Source organism: Thermogemmatispora sp. (genome assembly GCF_042408735.1).
In the GTDB taxonomy this organism is placed as follows: Bacteria; Chloroflexota; Ktedonobacteria; order Ktedonobacterales; family Ktedonobacteraceae; genus Thermogemmatispora.
On the sequence record NZ_JBHOQV010000094.1, the window covers coordinates 12,796 to 29,316 of the forward strand.

General features: G+C 61.4%; 13 protein-coding genes. 7 read left to right on the forward strand and 6 right to left on the reverse strand.

Annotation, left to right across the window (positions count from 1 at the left end):
* Positions 1-14: 14 nt before the first annotated feature.
* Together ACFMO7_RS07705 and ispE are read right to left on the reverse strand one after the other, a co-directional pair.
* Positions 15-983: a hypothetical protein gene (locus ACFMO7_RS07705; protein WP_376794943.1), complete on the reverse strand. Its 969-nt coding sequence runs from the start codon at positions 981-983 to the stop codon at positions 15-17.
* 117 nt (positions 984-1,100) lie between these two features.
* The gene (gene ispE, locus ACFMO7_RS07710; protein WP_376794944.1) at positions 1,101-2,033 is read right to left on the reverse strand and encodes a 4-(cytidine 5'-diphospho)-2-C-methyl-D-erythritol kinase; all 933 of its coding nucleotides are present in this window, start codon (positions 2,031-2,033) and stop codon (positions 1,101-1,103) included.
* Between the two features lie 218 nt (positions 2,034-2,251).
* Between ispE and ACFMO7_RS07715 the strand changes: the two genes are divergently transcribed.
* Positions 2,252-3,241 carry a hypothetical protein gene (locus tag ACFMO7_RS07715; protein ID WP_376794945.1) on the forward strand — a complete coding sequence of 330 codons (990 nt, stop codon included), beginning with the start codon at positions 2,252-2,254 and terminating at the stop codon, positions 3,239-3,241.
* 380 nt (positions 3,242-3,621) lie between these two features.
* Here the strand turns inward: ACFMO7_RS07715 and ACFMO7_RS07720 are convergent, their stop codons facing one another.
* Positions 3,622-4,458: a hypothetical protein gene (locus tag ACFMO7_RS07720; RefSeq protein ID WP_376794946.1), complete on the reverse strand. Its 837-nt coding sequence runs from the start codon at positions 4,456-4,458 to the stop codon at positions 3,622-3,624.
* Positions 4,459-4,818: 360 nt separating this feature from the next.
* On the opposite strand from ACFMO7_RS07720, the gene ACFMO7_RS07725 reads away from it, so the two are divergent.
* Both ACFMO7_RS07725 and ACFMO7_RS07730 read left to right on the forward strand, forming a co-directional pair.
* Complete coding sequence (locus tag ACFMO7_RS07725) at positions 4,819-5,712, forward strand: tyrosine-type recombinase/integrase (RefSeq protein ID WP_376794947.1); 894 nt, start codon at positions 4,819-4,821, stop codon at positions 5,710-5,712.
* Positions 5,713-5,716: 4 nt separating this feature from the next.
* On the forward strand, positions 5,717-6,586 hold the full coding sequence (locus ACFMO7_RS07730; protein ID WP_376794948.1) for a purine-nucleoside phosphorylase: 870 nt from the start codon (positions 5,717-5,719) through the stop codon (positions 6,584-6,586).
* Positions 6,587-6,800: 214 nt separating this feature from the next.
* Here the strand turns inward: ACFMO7_RS07730 and ACFMO7_RS07735 are convergent, their stop codons facing one another.
* Together ACFMO7_RS07735 and ACFMO7_RS07740 are read right to left on the reverse strand one after the other, a co-directional pair.
* Positions 6,801-7,496: a hypothetical protein gene (locus tag ACFMO7_RS07735; protein WP_376794949.1), complete on the reverse strand. Its 696-nt coding sequence runs from the start codon at positions 7,494-7,496 to the stop codon at positions 6,801-6,803.
* A gap of 1,555 nt (positions 7,497-9,051) precedes the next feature.
* Complete coding sequence (locus ACFMO7_RS07740) at positions 9,052-9,201, reverse strand: hypothetical protein (protein ID WP_376794950.1); 150 nt, start codon at positions 9,199-9,201, stop codon at positions 9,052-9,054.
* A gap of 722 nt (positions 9,202-9,923) precedes the next feature.
* On the opposite strand from ACFMO7_RS07740, the gene ACFMO7_RS07745 reads away from it, so the two are divergent.
* The 4 genes from ACFMO7_RS07745 (at position 9,924) to ACFMO7_RS07760 (ending at position 13,338) form a co-directional block, all read left to right on the forward strand.
* Positions 9,924-10,256: a twin-arginine translocase TatA/TatE family subunit gene (locus ACFMO7_RS07745; protein ID WP_376794951.1), complete on the forward strand. Its 333-nt coding sequence runs from the start codon at positions 9,924-9,926 to the stop codon at positions 10,254-10,256.
* A 558-nt stretch (positions 10,257-10,814) separates the two neighbouring features.
* Positions 10,815-11,342, forward strand: a complete 528-nt coding sequence (locus ACFMO7_RS07750; protein ID WP_376794952.1) for a MarR family winged helix-turn-helix transcriptional regulator — start codon at positions 10,815-10,817, stop codon at positions 11,340-11,342.
* Complete coding sequence (locus ACFMO7_RS07755) at positions 11,323-12,420, forward strand: ATP-binding cassette domain-containing protein (protein WP_376794953.1); 1,098 nt, start codon at positions 11,323-11,325, stop codon at positions 12,418-12,420. The genes ACFMO7_RS07750 and ACFMO7_RS07755 overlap by 20 nt, the downstream gene beginning before the upstream one ends.
* A 12-nt stretch (positions 12,421-12,432) precedes the next feature.
* Positions 12,433-13,338, forward strand: coding sequence for an ABC transporter permease (locus ACFMO7_RS07760; RefSeq protein ID WP_376794954.1), 906 nt, complete (start codon positions 12,433-12,435; stop codon positions 13,336-13,338).
* Positions 13,339-13,926: 588 nt separating this feature from the next.
* On the opposite strand, the gene ACFMO7_RS07765 is transcribed toward ACFMO7_RS07760, so the two are convergent.
* On the reverse strand, positions 13,927-16,377 hold the full coding sequence (locus ACFMO7_RS07765; RefSeq protein ID WP_376794955.1) for a penicillin acylase family protein: 2,451 nt from the start codon (positions 16,375-16,377) through the stop codon (positions 13,927-13,929).
* Between the last annotated feature and the right edge of the window lie 144 nt (positions 16,378-16,521).

A 16,521-nucleotide genomic window follows, 5' to 3' on the forward strand; every position in this document is an offset into this window, starting at 1 on the left:
CTGTGCCTGAGCTGTCAGGAGCCTCCTGGCTCCTCGTGGGGATTGTCTTCCCTGGCAGCCGGCTTCTCAGAAGGGCCTTCCGGCCCCGGCCCTTGTGGCCCTGGAAGCGGCTGTAAAATTGTTTCCTGATCGCTCAGGTGAGGCAGGTCCACCGAGGGGGAGCTGGCGCGCGTTGGCTCCTGAGCCAGGTCGGCAACCTTCTCGTCCTCGGAAGAACCTGTGTCCCTGACCACATTGAGGGCCTGGCCACATCGTGGGCAATAGCGCAGGCCGGGAGGCAGCGCTACCTGGCAGGAAGGGCAGAGATTGCCGCCGCTACCGCTCAAGAGCGTGGCCGACGACCCTGCCGTCCCGCTGGGGCCGGTACTCATTCCCTCGTGCTGATAGGCCGGCGTCGATGGAAAGGCTGGAAGCGTAGGCGGGTAGGGGAGGCTGGTCGCCGGTGGCGGTGGGGGAACAGGGGCTGCAGGGTAGGACAGACTATGGCCGGAAGAGGCGAAAGGACTACTGTCGCCAGTAGAAGGCGGAGGAGGGGGAGGCGCGATCTGAGTAGCCTGCTCCCCTCCGGTCACAGGACCATAAGGGGATTGACTGGCCAGGGTCGATTCCCCCTGCCCACCGCTGCCTGGAGGGGCCCAGGCTGGAAGCGTTCCCGGCTCCGGTACAGGATAGCTGGTAATAATCTCGGTCTGGCCCTGAGCAGGGGCATCAGGCCCGCTCTGCAGGCTCTGCAGCTCTCTCTGGGCCTCGCTGAGCTGGAGCTGGAGGCTGGCCAGCGCCTGGCAAAACGGCACCAGCTCACTCTGGTGTAGCTGCCCCATCTCATAAAGCTCGCGTGCCCTACTCACCAGGCCGCTTTCCTGCTGATTACATTCGCGCTTGAGTCGCTCGATCGTGCTGCGCAGGGAGCGGATGCGCCCTATGCGAGCCGCTTCTTTAGAAGCCTTCTCCAGGCCGCGATGCAGAGAGTCCCAAATATTCATGCTGGCCTCCTCTGGCGCTTGACAACGTTTGCAAGCCGACGGTCGATAGAGGCATTATAGCAAAGGGCGCTCGAACCAGTCGAGTGCTCTGGCCAACCCGCTGCAGCGCCAGGCCGCTCAACGAGCGGGGAGTGGTGCTAGCGTCAGCGATTCTGCTGAGCACGAGACCGGCTGTGTCAAATAGACCTCGTAGCCCTGTTCCTGAAGGCGCAGCCAGAGGCGGTGAGCCTGCTCCAGGTCGGCCAGTCCCGTAAAGAGCGTCGGTCCGCTTCCTGAGAGGCGCACAAAAGGCGCACCTGCCTCCAGCAAGGCTTCTCGCCCGGCGGCTACCTCCGGATAGCGTTCCACGACCCCGCGTTCAAGTCCGTTATGGAGGTGAGCCAGGGAGGGCATGCGCTGTTCCTGCAAAGCCGCGCAGACCGCCCGCGTATGTGAGCCATCGCTATAGTCGCGGGCCGTCAGGGCAGAGAAGACCTCGGCGGTTGCGACGCTGATGGCCGGCTTTAGCAGGACCAGCCAGCGCAGCTCGGTGGGCCAGTAGGGAGGCAGAGGTCTCACCAGCTCGCCCCGGCCCTCGCAGAGGGCCAGTCCTCCGTAGAGAAAAAAAGGCACATCCGAGCCCAGCGAGGCCGCCAGCTTCACCAGCTCCGCTGCCGTCAGTTGCAGTTGCCACAGGCGTGCCAGGGCCAGCAGAACAGCGGCGGCGTCGCTGCTCCCCCCGCCCAGGCCGGCGGCGCAGGGGATACGCTTCTGCAGCTCAATCTGCAGGCCGCGCCGCTCTCCTGTGTATTCCCTGAGCACCAGAGCCGCACGCAGCGCCAGATTCGCCTCTGTGCTCAGCTCGGGCCGCGTGCAGACTAGTCGCACCTCCTCGTCGTCGCGCAGCGTCAGGCAGAGCGTATCGTAGAGATCGACCGTCTGCATGACCGTGGCCAGGGCATGGTAGCCGTCCCCTCGGCGACCGAGGATATCGAGCGTGAGATTGATCTTGGCGTAGGCGCGAAGAGCGCAACTAACATCCGGTTGTAGCCATTGCCATTGCATCGTCATAGTCATTCGCCTGGATTGTGCCGCTCCCTGAGCAGCCTGTCAAGAGGGCAGTCTCTGAGCAGGAAGTTAGTCCTTTTTCGCTCGCGGGAGAACTATTCTGCCCCACCTGTGGTATACTACCAGCGAGCTATTTCCCAACATAGCCAAGCTGCTTGCTCAGCAAGAGCAGAAATCGGTCTCCGCACCACCTATCCTGGACCGCTTGCCTGGTGAGCGTCATGGACATTACTGTTGCCTATTTCCACTCACTTTTTCATCCCGACCTCGTCAGACGGGACTTTGAGCAGATTCGCGCCGCGGGCGCCAGCAGCATCGTCTACAGCATTCAGGATGAGGAGCGTCGCTACTGGCCGCGCGACCTCGAGCGTGGCCTGCTCCTTGCGCAGGACGTTGGCCTCAAAGTCTATCTGAGTCCGGGCCAGCATGGCAACCTCTTCGCCACGCCCTCGCCAGCGCCGAGCTGGTACACCTTCCATCATCCCGAGTCGCGCGTTCTGGACCACCACGGTCGCTATCACGATCTCACCTGCTTCAACCACGAGCCGTTTCGCCGCTGGTTCTTTCAAGAGATCGCTTTTTATTTGAACGCCTATCCCATCAACGGCATTCTTCTCGACGAGCCGCATTATGGAGAAATCACCTGCTTCTGCTCGGTTTGCCGGGCGCTCTGCCCGGATGTGACCGACCTGGCGGGCTTCCGGCGTCGCTCCTGGGTGACCTTCCTGGGAGATCTCTGCGCCCATGTGAAAGGCATAGACAAGCATGTCAGGACCGCCATTGTGCTCCCGTCCTACGACGCCAGTCTGGTCGAGGACCTGGTACTCTTACCGGACCTGGACATGCTGGGCCTGCACCTGCGGCGGCCTTCCCGGCCTTCGCCATCTGAGACCGCAACAGCAGGAAGCGTCGAGCCTGATCGCTGCGAGCGAGAGATTGTCGATCTGGCCCGCCAGCATCAGAAGCGTAGCCTGCTCTGGCTGCAGAACTTTGACCTGGACGAAGAGGGCCAGCAGGAACTGCCCCGATTCTTCCAGCTTGCGCAGCAAGCCGAGCCTGACGAAGTCGCCTGCTACTACTACTGGCGCAACAATAGTGATCCCGAGGGAGTCTGGCAGCTCACCAGGCAACTGTTGCGGAGTATCCCCCGGCGCCAGTTGCACTGGCAGACCGGCAAGCACTTTGCCGTTCCGCGCCTGGGGGAAGAGTGAAGAGAACGGCGTCAGACAAACAGCGGGCAGAAGAACGGCCTGTAGCCTCTGCCGCCTCGCCAGACGGCCCGCCGTCCGCCGTCCGAACTGCCAGCCGCAGGGCCGGACGGCGCTACAGAAGAGGGGGCCATCTGGCGTGCGCCGAAAGCGGCTCCGGCCCCTTGTCCTTACGAGGTGGTGGATGCGGTTACCCTGGCCTGCCGACAGGGCGGCGAAGCTCTCGTGCCCCGGGTGGGAGAGCGGACCACCTGGCCATCAACTGAGCCGGTAGGGGGCGAGCCAAATGGCCCAAGCGCCCGCCTGGGTTGGGCCTGGGCTGCCCTCTCTCTCTCCTGACTGACCCGCGCCTGGCCAGGCCAGGCAGAGGAGGCTGGCAGTCTCTAGGGTTCCTCTTCCTCCTCGAAAGAGGGCGCAATCTGCGGCTGAGGCAGGGTCGGTGGAGGTAGCTCCTTCTCTTCCTGCTGATGGACCTTCTCCAACCACTGGCGCAGCTCCTGGATGCGTTGCGCTGTGGCGGCGGCGTTCTCGGCGGCTGGCACAATCACGGCCTGCACCCCCAGGGCCAGCAGACCATAGGCCGCCGCCTCGCTCCTGAGCGACGGCAGGCTCAGCAGAGCCGGAAGGCGCAACGCCTCACGCAGCGCGCGGTAGCCAAGGGCCTCCTCGATGCTCAGCTGCTCCAGCCCAAGCTCGCTCCCATCCAGGTGCAGGGCCGAGACGGCCTCGAACGCGCCCAGGTTCCGTATCACCAGAGGATAGAGGGGGTCAGTGTTGCGCCAGGGGAGCGTCACCACCAGGTCGAAATCCTTCACGTGGAAGGTCAGGAGACGAGCCGGCGCCTGTGGAGGCACGATCAAGAAATGTACCCCATGCTCTTTGAGGTCCTCAAGGGTCTTACGCTCAAGGTTGTTGCTGCTGGCACGAAGGTGCAGACCAAGAGCGGCGTTCTCGTCCTGGCTCTGGATAGTCTCGCTGAGTTGTTTCAAAGTAGCCAGGCTGGCACTGTCCAGGGCGGAGCCAGACCAGTGGAAGAGCAGACCGTTCGCTCCGGCTTTGATGGCGGCCTCCGCCTGGCCCGCGTCCACGGCGGGAAACTCAATCAGGAGCGCGGCGGCACGTGGCTTGATCGCCGGTCGGCTCTTGCCGCCGAAAAAGCCGATGGCGCCACCGCTCTGGCCACGCCGTGCCTGGCTCAGCATATCAGAAAACTTGCTCATCTCTCTCTCCAGCTAGCTAGGTATAATGGATAGGACTCCAGGGTAGCGGCAATAACGGCGTAGGCGCCGGACCGTTGCCACTCGCGGGGAGCGCGGGAGCTGGCGCGACGGCCTGCCGCGTCTCATTCAAGCTCATCGCTGGGTTGTCCCTGTGCATCCCGGGCGGATAGTCCTATTATAGCACCCGCTGCTGTCTCGGCGCAGTGGTACTCTTCTGTAGCTCCTCTTGCCTCTCCCCAACCTCTGGCATATAATGCCAGCACCAGGGCAAGCCACCCACTCCTCCCTCATACACGCACGAGACGAGAAGATGGTGGTAGATGTACTTCTTTCTCATTTCTGGGCAGGGGATATGTCGCGATGTTGCAAGAAGCTGTGGAGGCTTATCTCGCTACGCTGGCTGAGCGGGGCGCCGGAGTCAACTGCTGCACGGTGGCGGCCTATCGCAACGATCTCTCTCAGTTCTCGGCTTTTCTGGCCGAAAGGCGCCAGCGTCTGCGCTGGTCGGAGGTAGAGAGCGAGGACGTGCGAGCCTATCTCGAGGAGATGCGCCAGGTGCGCGCCTACCAGCCAACGACCATCATCCGCAAGCTGGCCGTGCTCAAGACCTTTTTGCGCTATCTTAAGCGCCTGGGACTGCTGGAAAGCGATCCCCTGGAGCTGCTGCAGCTTCCCCGTACTCTTGGCTCCTCCTTTCCTGTGCTCTCCGCCGAGCAGCTTGCTCACCTGCTGGAGCAGATTCCTCCCGTCACGCCGACTGGCATGCGCGACTTGGCGATGATGCACGTCCTTTATGCCACTGGCATGCACCTCACCGAGCTGGTGGCCCTCGATACGGACTGTTTCGATCGCCTTCGCGGTCTGCTGATCTATCCGAGCGGCGATGGCCGCTATCGAGAGTGCCCATTGACGGCGCAGGCTATTATGGCTCTGGAACAGTATCTGTTGCGCTCTCGCCCTCACCTGGTCCGTCATCATCCCGAGGAGGCTGGGCTGTTCGTGAACCATCATGGCCGACGGCTTACCCGCCAGGGTTTCTGGCTGGTGGTCAGAAACTACGCCCAGCGCGCCGGCATTGCGGAGCTGACCCCCCATCAGCTGCGCCGGTCCCTGATGCTGCTGGCCATTAAGCGTAGCAGCGAGGCCCAAGGCATCCAGGCATTATTAGAACATGTTCATGTATCGAAAGGGGCGGGAGAGCCACAAGGCTGGCAGACGCCGGCCGGCTGTCATTCTCTGTTGAAGCGAGGATAGTCCTATGTTGTATGACCAGGTTGAAGAGGCCGTAACAGCGATCCGGCAACTTTCTCCTTTGGTACCCCAGGTTGGGCTGATTCTTGGGTCGGGCCTGGGTGAGCTGGCCGAGACGGTGGAGGCCGTGGCGACCATCCCCTACGCTCAACTGCCGCACTGGCCCCCCTCTACGGTGGCGGGCCATGCCGGTCGCCTGATAGTGGGACAGCTTGAGGGAGTGGCGCTGGTAGCCATGCAGGGACGGCTGCATTTCTACGAGGGCTATACGCCGCAGGAGGTGACGCTGCCTGTGCGCGTGATGGCGCGCCTGGGGGCCCAGGTACTCCTGGTCACCAATGCGGCGGGAGCCTTGAATCCGGCCTATCAGCCAGGCGATTTCATGCTGATCCGTGACCACATCAACCTGCCCGGGCTGGCGGGCTGGCATCCCTTGCGCGGTCCTAACGATGAGCGCTTTGGGGTGCGCTTCCCAGCGCTGACTGCGGCCTACGATGAAGAGCTACGGGCCCTGACCCGGAAGGTGGCGGGCGACATCCCTACCTTGCGTCTGCATGAGGGGGTCTACGTGATGGTCAGTGGGCCATCCTACGAAACGCCTGCCGAGCTGCGCTTTCTGCGCCAGATCGGGGGTGATGCCGTGGGGATGTCAACGGTGTCCGAGGTGATCGTGGCCCGCCATATGGGACTGCGTGTCCTTGGCCTAAGCCTGATTACCAATAGCGCCACGGGGGCTGAAGGCCAGCCGGTCGCTCATGATGAGGTACTGGCTGCGGCGGCAGCGGCTAGCTCGCGCCTGGTGCTGCTGGTCCGCGGAGTGCTGCGGGAGCTAGCCCAGATCCTGGACGGACGAGCGGAGTACGAAGAGCATAAGTGAGCGGCTGGCTGGGAGACGCCCGGAAAGCAGACAAGGTCTGATCCATCGTCGGAAGCCATCAGGCCCGGTGGCAGCTGAGATCACGACCGGCTAAGGGAGAGAGAACCTGAGAGCCAGCGGCAGCTCTCGTGGACTGCAGACTGCTCCCCGTGAGGCTCCCATGCCTGGCCGCTGGCGGCTTGCGACTGGCTGGGCACTCTCGTCTCGCCCTCCCTTAGTCGTTGCCTGGCCCCTGTCCTGGGGCTTTGGTAACGACGATGTGGGCCCAGCTCCAGTTGTAGTGGATCCCCTGCCAGTCGGTGAGCAAGACGAGGTCGTATTTACCAGGCTCCAGGCTCGGGGAGATAGTGTAGTTCCAGGTGGCTCGCCCCTGGGAGTCGCAGGACTGGGTTTGTGGTGTACCGGCGGAGAACTGCAGGCCCGCTACCTCATTGTAGGGCTTGTCTTTGACTTGTCCAGGAATGGGCTGCTGGATGCTGGCCAGATCCATGCGCTTGCCAATGTCGGGGAGCTGCAGAAGGGCCCCGTCGGGGACACGGTGCACCAGCCAGAGCTTGCAGGTCACGCCGCTGCGGTCGATGGCCCGCCCTTGTTTATCGATGGCCTGCACGGTCACGGTGTAGCTGGTCTGGCCATCGGCAACCTCGCTAAAGGTGGGTCCGGCGGCAAAGCGGGGAATGCCGAGCAGGATGGGCACCGGCGAAGGCGTGGGCGTCGGCGTAATGGTGTGCTGGGCGATGGTCGGTACGGTCGGCGAGGGCGTCGGCTGGCTCGCGCCGGATCGGTGATGAACAGCCGCCCCAAAGGCAAAGCCGCTCATCATGCCTGCCACAGCAAAAAGGACCAGGGCACTGATGACGATCGTACGTAGGTGGGTTCCACTCTGCGGAAAACTCTCTCTCGGTTGCATCGTTTCCTCGCTCACTTACTGGCTTGCTGGCTGGCGCACGCGGCGCCGATCGCTGCTCTCCTTGTATTTCCGCATTTCTATATTCGGCTTAGATGATAGCACAGCCCAGAGGCGAGGCAGTAGTCTCGGCCCCCTTTCTCACCCGATCTGGCCATAAGGCAGCGTGGAGGTACGACGAGCAGGCGGACTGTAGCAGGGTGGAGAGAAGCAGCGCGAGCAAGAGGGCGGGCGCTGCTGGCCGGGACCCAAAAAGAAGGAGACCGATTGCTGTAGCAGGAACCGAAAAACAGCAATCGGCAGGCTCGGAGTGGGGGTGTGTGGGGGAAAACCCCGGGCCTGGATCTCCTGCGTTGACCGGGCCGGACTCTCCCTACAGCCATAGCCCTTCTTCTTCAGCCTCCTCGCTTTCCCCTGGCCGTCCGTTATCCTCGTTGTGGGTTGCCCCCTCTTACGAGGCGTGGTCTGAGAGACACGAAGAGATACCGAGAGATAAGATGAACCACTCTGTAGGAGAGAGCCAGGATGGTCAACCTCGGCACTCTCTCCAATATAATAAACTCCCAACGATCACTTTTTTATTCATGAATTTTTTCGCTGTCTTGTCCCGGCCAATTCAAAGAATCCCCGTGAGCCGATTACTGCGGCCAGAGGAGGCGGCCTGAGAGGGCAATCACGGTTTAGGGGATATAGCCGGCGCATGCAGCCTGGCGGCGAAAGGTCCACCACTGGGCCGGGGTTCCGAACAGGTGGAGGCGGATAGCGGCCCATTCCCAGCGCAGAGCCTCGTAGGCCTCGCAGCTGGGAGAGTTGCTCTGTGAGAAGAGGAAAGCCGGGTCAGGGGCCTTACTCAGGTAGCCATGTGGGATCAGGGCCTCCAGGCTTTTGACGACAAAGCTGGCGCGCCCAGTGCCAGCTACCGTCTGAGCACATTTCCTTCTGGCTGGTACAGACAGCCAAGGTCAGGCGCCGCAGATCGGTCGCAGCTCTTGGGCTGCTCTGGAGAGCAAGCTGGAGCTGCAATTGCTTGATATCACTAGCGTGAAGCCAGATCCCGTGCAGCGCGCGTCGCCTCGTAAGCCGCATCCAGGGCCGTGGCGTCACGCCGCGAGCCGGCGTATTCGCTCCAGAGGATGGCGAGATAGGCGTCGGTTACCCCCGATAGCGCAGGCCGTGGGCCAGCTCACACGCGGTGTGGGCCAGTCGCAGGACCTCGTAGAGGCGTCCCGCCCCCTCGGCCAGGGTGGCCGCCCGGATGAGCGGACGGGCCTGCGATTCCGGCTAGATGGCCGCCAGGACAAAGGTGGGGTCCTGACAGGCCGTGGGAGACAGAACGGCGTCACCCGTCAAGATCGAGGTGCTGGCTAAAAAGGCTCTACGTTGCATCCCTTTGCTTCTTCGAAATCTCGCGAGAGGTGGATGGCTAGCCCGTCAGGGACAGGCGCAGACTGCCAGGCGCTGGTGCTGGCTGACTCCCGCCCGACTGGGACGCGCGGGGCCTCCACCGTGGGCTCGGCCTGCGTGAAGGGGTTCCCTTGCTGCCCCAGAGCCTCCGCTTCTACCACACCTCGTGGCTGCGCACCACCAATGGTAGCCCGCTGGCATAGGTGCAGAGCACATAGTAGCTGCCAGGCGCCCAGCTTTCTTCTTCATTCAATGCCTGGATAGCAGACTCCAGGGCCGCTCTCTTGGCGAATGGTCTCTGCAAGAGCCTCTGCCTCTGAGCGAGCCACTCTATCGCTCACATCCAAAGAAATGACTTTTAGAAACATTACTATAATATTGTTACAATAATTATTACTTTCAAAACCACCTTAATAAGGTGAGCATTAGTATATAATCGATACAAAGCTGACGGTGATGATATAGTCTGCAATATGCCGTGCCCTGAAGAGTGGGCGAAGAAAAGCTGGCCTTTCTTTAAGGATCAGAAATCCCTATGACTGTGATGTTAGTATGATCAGGTTCAGGGTCAAAGAAGTTGCCCGTGAAAAAGGGATCAGCCGGGCCGGGCTTTGGTGTCTGGCTGACGTGGACGTGCGTGTTGTCCAAAAGATCTTTCGTGGTCCTCATTGCCACATCACGATAGGCACTCTGGAGAAGATTGCGCGAGCGCTCGAGAGAGATCGGCGTGACCTTATCGAGTGAGTGCCTGACGAGGAAGGAAGCCAATGAGCTGTGGGAGAGCTTGTCAGCGAGCGAGGGAAACTTGCTGACGGCGCCTCTGAGCAGAGGCGGCTTCTGCGGGCGGACCTCTCCAAGGCTGGTGGTGCCGCTCTCGTCAGAGCCAAAGTCATGTGGTATCATACTACATGTAGTGACTACTCCCCATGCCTGAAGGCAGGGGCCTTCTGGCCGCCTATGGTAAGGAGTCGGGAGAGGACTCGTCGTCACCAAAAAATTGGAGAGCAAAGACGAAAGGCGGCACCTATGGGTTTTCATCCAATTGATCTGCTGATCATTATTCTGTTCGGGCTAGCGCTCTTTGGGCCACGGGCGCTCCAATCGGTTGCCCGCAACCTGGGCAGAGGAGTGGGCCAGGCCCGTGTCGTGAAAGACAAGATCAAAGAAGAACTGCAGGTTGAAGAGCTAACGCAGCTCTCCGAGGATATTCCGCGTCTGCCCCTCAACACACGCGAGGCGGCCCGCCTTTTGCTGACAGAGCAGCAGGAAAAGCGCGCCGCTGAGGGGGCCGCAGCCGACCGTTCCGGCGAGAAGAAGAGCGAACAGGCGTTGCGTGATAGCCCGGCCACCAGTGCCTGAGCAGCTCGGGAGACACCAGAAGGCCCGAAGATTCGCTTTATCTCCGCTCTGGCTCTTCACATTCCGTTTCGTCCTGTTCTGCCCTCTCCTGGCCTCGTGGAGTGAGCTGGCCCACCTTCTTCCTTGCTTTAACCGAGCGCATTGGCCTGCGATTCCCGCGACGGCCAGGCTGTCGCTAGCCATCGCGGCCCGCGTCTGCTCTCCTTCCTCTCCGGCCGCTGCGACGCCTGGTGGACCTGACTCAAACGCTTCGAATCCGAGACAATGAGCCGAGGTCGCTCTCCCCTGGCCACTTTCCTTCGCCCTTACCAGAGAGACGAGCTGGCGCATGCCCATAGCTAGCTCTGTTTGGTCTTGACACGGAACCGATATATCGTTATACTCTCTTCGAGAAAGCGATATATCGATTTGGTAACCTTGACAGCGGTTGGGGTGGCGTGCTATTCTTTGACTACGTCAATGATTGTTGTTACCAGTAATTGGTAGCTGCAATCAAATGGAAGACAGCGGCGGATCGGCGACGCAGCTAGGAAGGAAGGAAGGAAGCAGGCAGGGATCATGGAAAGAGAGACCGATGGTGAAAGGGAACTGGGGAGGGACCTGGAGGAGCAGGCGGAGCGCTTTGCCTCCCTTTTCAGTCGGATTCAGCGGGTGATGGGAGCCAGTTTCAAGCGGGCCCATCAGCAAGGGACAGTGGTAGGCACGACCCAATTCATGGTTTTGGGCTTATTGCAGCGAGCGCTGCAAGAAGGGGGGGAGCCGTACACCATTGGTCTCCTGGCCAGCCGTCTTGACCTTGATCCCGCGACGGTGGTGCGTGCCGTTGACAGTTTGGAGCGGCGAGGGCTTGTCATCAGGCGGCGTGATCGGCAGGACCGTCGCCAGGTCTTCGTTGAATTTACCGACTCTGGGCGCGAATTGCGCCAGCAAATGGCGCAGCAGATGAAAGAGCAGCTCAAGTCGGTCTTCAGTCTCATGAGCGAGGAAGGGCGTTTTGCCCTGCTGCGTGGGCTAGAAGAACTCGCAGGAGTCATAGCTGAGAGAGCTGAGAGAGAAGGAGAGACACATGGCAGACATGGCTGCTGAAGAGCAGAGGCTGCAGGAAGAGCAGCTCAACGGGCGGATCCAGTCGCCGGCGGATCTACGTCTGGCGGTGGCGAGCGAGGGAGTGCGTCCGGTGGGTACGCCCATTATCGAGGTAGAGGGGTTGACCCGTCACTACGGCAAGCTGGAAGCGGTCAAGGGCATCTCCTTTGAAGTCTACCCGGGAGAAATCTTTGGTTTCCTTGGGCCCAACGGGGCCGGTAAATCGACAACCATTAACATGCTCTGTACGCTGCTGCATCCGACTGCCGGGCGGGCGCGCATCGCTGGCTACGACATTGTTGCCCAGCGCAACAAGGTGCGTGAGTCCATCGGCCTCATTTTCCAGGACCCCAGCCTGGACGATCGGCTGACCGCCGATGAGAATCTGCGTTTTCACGCCACGGTCTATGGTCTACCGGCGGCGGTCAGCAAGCAGAGACGAGAGGAGCTGCTCAAGATGGTCGATCTCTACGATCGGCGTGACCAGCTTGTGCGCACCTTCTCGGGCGGCATGAAGCGCCGGCTGGAGATTGCCCGTGGTCTCTTGCACTACCCGCGCGTGCTCTTCCTCGATGAGCCGACCATTGGCCTCGATCCTCAGACGCGCATGCATCTCTGGTCATATATCCTCAATCTGCGCCAACAGAAGCAGATTACCATGTTCTTGACTACCCACTATATGGATGAAGCCGAATATTGCGATCGCATAGCCATCATGGATCATGGCAAGATTGTGGCCCTGGACACGCCAGGCCGGCTCAAAGACATGGTGGGAGGGGATGTCATCCGTCTGAAGACGAGCGATAATGCCCTGGCGGCTCAGCAGATCAAGGAGCACTTCGGCGTCGAGCCGCGCGAGAGCAAGGGAGAGTTGGTCTTCGAGATCGCGGGCGGCGAGGAGCTGGTGCCGCGCATTGTTGAAAAGGTGTCGGCGCGCATCGCCTCGATCAGCGTGCGCCGTCCGACGCTGGACGATGTTTTTATCAAGCTGACCGGGCGCGAGATCCGCGAAGAGGAGGCCGATGTGAAAGAGCAGATGCGCGGCTTCATGCGCTCGCGTAGTTGGGCAAGGAGGTAAGGAGGAAGAGTCATGGCGACCGTTGTCACATCGCAGCCAGTGCAGCTTCAAGAGGAGCTGACGCCTACCAATGGGCCATTCCGGCGCAACCTGAATACCATCGTGATCATCTGGTATCGCGAGGTGTTGCGCTTTGTGCGCGATTGGATACGCATCATTACCTCCCTGGCACAGCCTTTGATGTTTCTCTTCATCTTCGGCTCTGGCCTCTCCAGCAGCCTGAACGTGGTAGGGAGTCAGGCCAATCTCCCGCCGGGGACGCCCTCGCTCGACTTCCGCACCTTCCTTTTCCCGGGAGTGCTGAGCATGACGGTGCTCTTCACCTCGATCTTCTCGGCGATCTCCATCGTCTGGGACCGCGAGTTTGGTTTTCTGCGTGAGATGCTGGTGGCGCCGATCTCGCGCACCTCGCTGGTCCTGGGGAAGGCCCTGGGCGGCAGCACGATTGCTATGCTGCAGGGGACGATCATGTTGATCTTTGCGCCGCTGGTGGGGGTCAATCTCAGCGTCGGCCTGGTAGTCAAGCTGATGCTGGAGATGTTGCTGCTAGCCTTCTCGCTGACATCGCTGGGCATTGTCATCGCCTCGCGCATGAAGTCGATGGAAGGCTTCCAGATGATCATGCAGTTCTTCCTGATGCCGATGTTCTTCCTGAGCGGAGCGCTCTTCCCGCTGCGCAACCTGCCCGACTGGCTGGCCTTCCTGACGAAGATCAATCCGGTGACCTATGGAGTGGACCCCTTGCGACAGGCGGTCTTGCGCACGCTCAATCTGCCCCAGTTTGTGCTGGATGCCCTGGGTCTGGGGGTGAAGATCTTCGATACGACGCTCTCGACTCCGGTGGAACTGGGCATTGTCGCTGCCCTGGGTCTGATCTTCATTGTCTGGGCCGCCCTGGCCTTCAATAAGCAGGACTAAGGCCAGGAGTTGCCTGAGCGGGTCGGGCAACCGCAGCCTGCCCGCAGGCGCAATGTCTCAGGCCGGTATCTCTGCCCCAAGGGCAGGCAAGGGATGCCGGCCTTCCCTCTCTGATGGTCGCCTCGGTCGGCTCAGCCTCCCTCTTCCTCGCTGACCTCATTGCCGCTTACGGCTGCCAGGCGCAGAGCTTTGCAGGGGCCTCAGTACGACGCCAATCGTGGTCAAGTCATCGTGCAGCCTGCAAGCGGGGAATGCCGGAGGAGCTGGCCGTCGCTGAGGCGCACGGGGGAGATCAAGCGGGTTGGGTTGAATTCGCCACTCAAGAGAAAAAAGCACTTTGCCGCTGTCGCCGCCAGAGTCATTCCTCAAGAGCGCAAAGGGCGCATAAGGAGATAGCGGTGTTCGGACCCCGACGGGTAGACGTGCTGCCTGGGCCTGGGTGGGAGTCGGTGAGGCGAGTCTGGCAAGCACTCGCGGATAACCTTTGCGCAGGCGTGTGAGGGAGGGCAAGGATCAGAAAGCCAAAAGAAGCAGGACAGATTCAGTGATTGCCGAACCTGTCCTGCCCTTGACGAAAGTGGTCCGCCCCTAGGACGGGGGCACCAGCCGCAAATGGCCCTCAGCGTTAGCCTCGATTGTCTGGCGCTCAAAGAGCATGGGATGATGCTCCGTACGCAGCCAGGGGCGCACAAAGTCGCCGTAGTGGCGGCTTCCGGGATGGCCCGACTGGCCCGGCGCGTGGCCTGAGAGCGAGGCGTTCGGATCGGCCAGATTCACAATCTGGCGATATGAAGGCACGATGGCCACCTGCTCCGGCTGATTGGGCACGACCGCGCCCATAAAGACCGTATCGATATCGCCGCCTGCCGGATAGGGGCCGCGGTTAAACAACTTGTCGAGCGGCTTCACGCTTCCCAGGGGATGCTGGAAGGTCAAGCGATGGATCGCCCCATACTGCCAGCGAGAGACATCTGGACCCAGCCTCTCCAGCAGCTCGGCGATGGCCGCCGACCAGGCCGCTGAAATAGCCGAATGCCATGAGCGCGGTCCATTAGGGATAGCCGACTCTGTGAACCAGCGATCGTCACGCTCCCTCAGCAAGCGAATCAGGAGCGGCTTGCTGCGGCTTGCATAGCCGTTAAGAATGGCCAGCAAAGTCGAGCCGACGCCCAGATATTGGTAGAGCAACTGCTCATCCTCGCCAATGACCGCCGCAAAGACAATGCGCTCCAACTTCTGCAGGAAGGTCTCATAGATCGCCGCTCCCGCGCTCTCGGGCGAGAGCACATGGTCCCAGGCGCGCAGCGTTTGCAGCGCCGTCTCCTCCAGCGCGTTCGCTGGACTCACCGTCTCCAGCACATGAGGAACAATCTCACGTGCCGGCAACGCATACTGATCCGCCTGAATGCGCGCCATATCTGCCAGCGACAGGCGCTCCTTACTGAGCAGCAGATCGCGGATACGCTGCGCCCGGTAGCCATTGAGCCACTCATGCGTAATGTAGTAAGGATAATCGTCCTTCACCACTCGATTATTGGCCGTCACAATAAAGTGCTCAGGCGGATTGAAGAGGCGCGGCAGCTCCTCGAAAGGAATGAAGCCTGTCCACTCGTATTCACCGGTCCAGCCTGGCGAAGGCAGCAGCGTCTGACGATGATTGCGCATCGGAATCAGGCCCGCCATGATGTAGCCGATATTGCCATCGCGGTCGGCGTAGACCACATTCTGTGGCGGGACATCCCAGTCGCGCATGGCCTCCAGGAACTCCTCCCAACACGTCGCGCGGTTCAGCTTCTCTACCGCCGCAATGATACGGCAGGACTCGAAGCCGGTCCAGCGCAGAGCCAGCGGCAGCTCCTGGGGTCTGGCGCCATCGCCCCCGCTCGCCTGAGCCTTGTCCGCAGGCAGGTTAGCCAGAACGGGGCCATGCCGGGTCACCACCACCTCCTCAACAACCGGCTCCTTGCGCCCCTTCACACGGATCTCCTCGCGAATTACCTCGGCCTCCTCCCACTGGCCTTGGAACTCATAGCGATGTGGATGCTGCGGATCAAACTTCTCGATGTAGAGATCCTGAACATCGGAGATGGCGTTCGTCAGGCCCCAGGCAATATAGCGATTGTGGCCGATGACGATCCCCGGAGTGCCAGGGAACGAGGCCCCAATCACATCAATATCGCCGGCTACCAAATGGCACTCGAACCAGATCGAAGGAGCGCCCTGGGCTAGGTGCGGATCATTGCAGAGGATAGGTGCCCCGGTCACCGTCTTGCTGCCGTCTACCACCCAGTTATTGCTGGCTCCCAGCGGACCGAAGCCGCTCAGCAGCTTCACCTGCTCGTAGGGTTCCAGCAACCCCGGATTGATTCCCCCATACTCGACACCAGGGGGAATAATCAGCGGATGCGAAGGGTCATAGCCTGCCTCCAGCCTGGCCGCCCGCTCGGCCCCGGCGCGAGCCACGATGCGGGCGCGAATCAGCTCGCTCTCCCAGTTCCCGCTCAGATTCCAGCCCATCATCTTCGCCCAAAGCAAGCTATCAGCAGGCTGCCACGGTTCGGGCCGGTAGCGCAGGAGCGTGAACTCAACGGGCAGGGTGTGTTTCTCGATAAAGGCATTGACGCCGGCTGCGTAGGCTTCCAGGATCCGGCGATGGTGGGCCGAAAGATGAGCCAGGCCCTTAGCGGCGGCTCGGTGCAGGCCCAAACGCCGACAGAAGCGGTCAAGCTCCAGCGTCACCTCGCCCACAATCTCCGAGAGCCGGCCAGCGCCTAAGCGGCGGTTAAAATCCATCTGCCAGAGGCGCTGCTGGGCATGGACATAGCCCTGAGCGAAGAAGAGATCGTCCTCATTGTGAGCATAGATATGGGGCACGCCATAGCGGTCGGTGATGACCTCGACTTCCTCATGCAAACCAGGCAGGCGCCGGACACCCTTGGGCGAGGGAACGGGACGACGCAGCAAGAAATAATACGCGCCGCCAACTGCGCCCGCCAGACCGGCGGCAGCCATCAGCGTCTTTTGCCACCAGGATGCCATGATTCTCGCCTCCTTTGCGTGGGTATGCTACGACTCGCAGAGCCAGCCATGACGATCCCCGCGTGCTCGCTCCTGGCTCGCGCCAGTCGCCGCTTGCTTGTTCCTCACACCACGCGCAAGTTCCGCCATGTGCCCGAGCAACTG

Excerpts from the sequence above, each read along its gene's own strand:
- ACFMO7_RS07705 (WP_376794943.1), bottom strand. The coding sequence starts at position 983 with ATGAATATTTGGGACTCTCTGCATCGCGGCCTGGAGAAGGCTTCTAAA.
- ispE (WP_376794944.1), bottom strand. The coding sequence starts at position 2,033 with ATGACGATGCAATGGCAATGGCTACAACCGGATGTTAGTTGCGCTCTT.
- ACFMO7_RS07715 (WP_376794945.1), top strand. The coding sequence starts at position 2,252 with ATGGACATTACTGTTGCCTATTTCCACTCACTTTTTCATCCCGACCTC.
- ACFMO7_RS07720 (WP_376794946.1), bottom strand. The coding sequence starts at position 4,458 with ATGAGCAAGTTTTCTGATATGCTGAGCCAGGCACGGCGTGGCCAGAGC.
- ACFMO7_RS07725 (WP_376794947.1), top strand. The coding sequence starts at position 4,819 with ATGTTGCAAGAAGCTGTGGAGGCTTATCTCGCTACGCTGGCTGAGCGG.
- ACFMO7_RS07730 (WP_376794948.1), top strand. The coding sequence starts at position 5,717 with ATGTTGTATGACCAGGTTGAAGAGGCCGTAACAGCGATCCGGCAACTT.
- ACFMO7_RS07735 (WP_376794949.1), bottom strand. The coding sequence starts at position 7,496 with ATGCAACCGAGAGAGAGTTTTCCGCAGAGTGGAACCCACCTACGTACG.
- ACFMO7_RS07745 (WP_376794951.1), top strand. The coding sequence starts at position 9,924 with ATGGGTTTTCATCCAATTGATCTGCTGATCATTATTCTGTTCGGGCTA.
- ACFMO7_RS07750 (WP_376794952.1), top strand. The coding sequence starts at position 10,815 with ATGGAAAGAGAGACCGATGGTGAAAGGGAACTGGGGAGGGACCTGGAG.
- ACFMO7_RS07755 (WP_376794953.1), top strand. The coding sequence starts at position 11,323 with ATGGCAGACATGGCTGCTGAAGAGCAGAGGCTGCAGGAAGAGCAGCTC.
- ACFMO7_RS07760 (WP_376794954.1), top strand. The coding sequence starts at position 12,433 with ATGGCGACCGTTGTCACATCGCAGCCAGTGCAGCTTCAAGAGGAGCTG.
- ACFMO7_RS07765 (WP_376794955.1), bottom strand. The coding sequence starts at position 16,377 with ATGGCATCCTGGTGGCAAAAGACGCTGATGGCTGCCGCCGGTCTGGCG.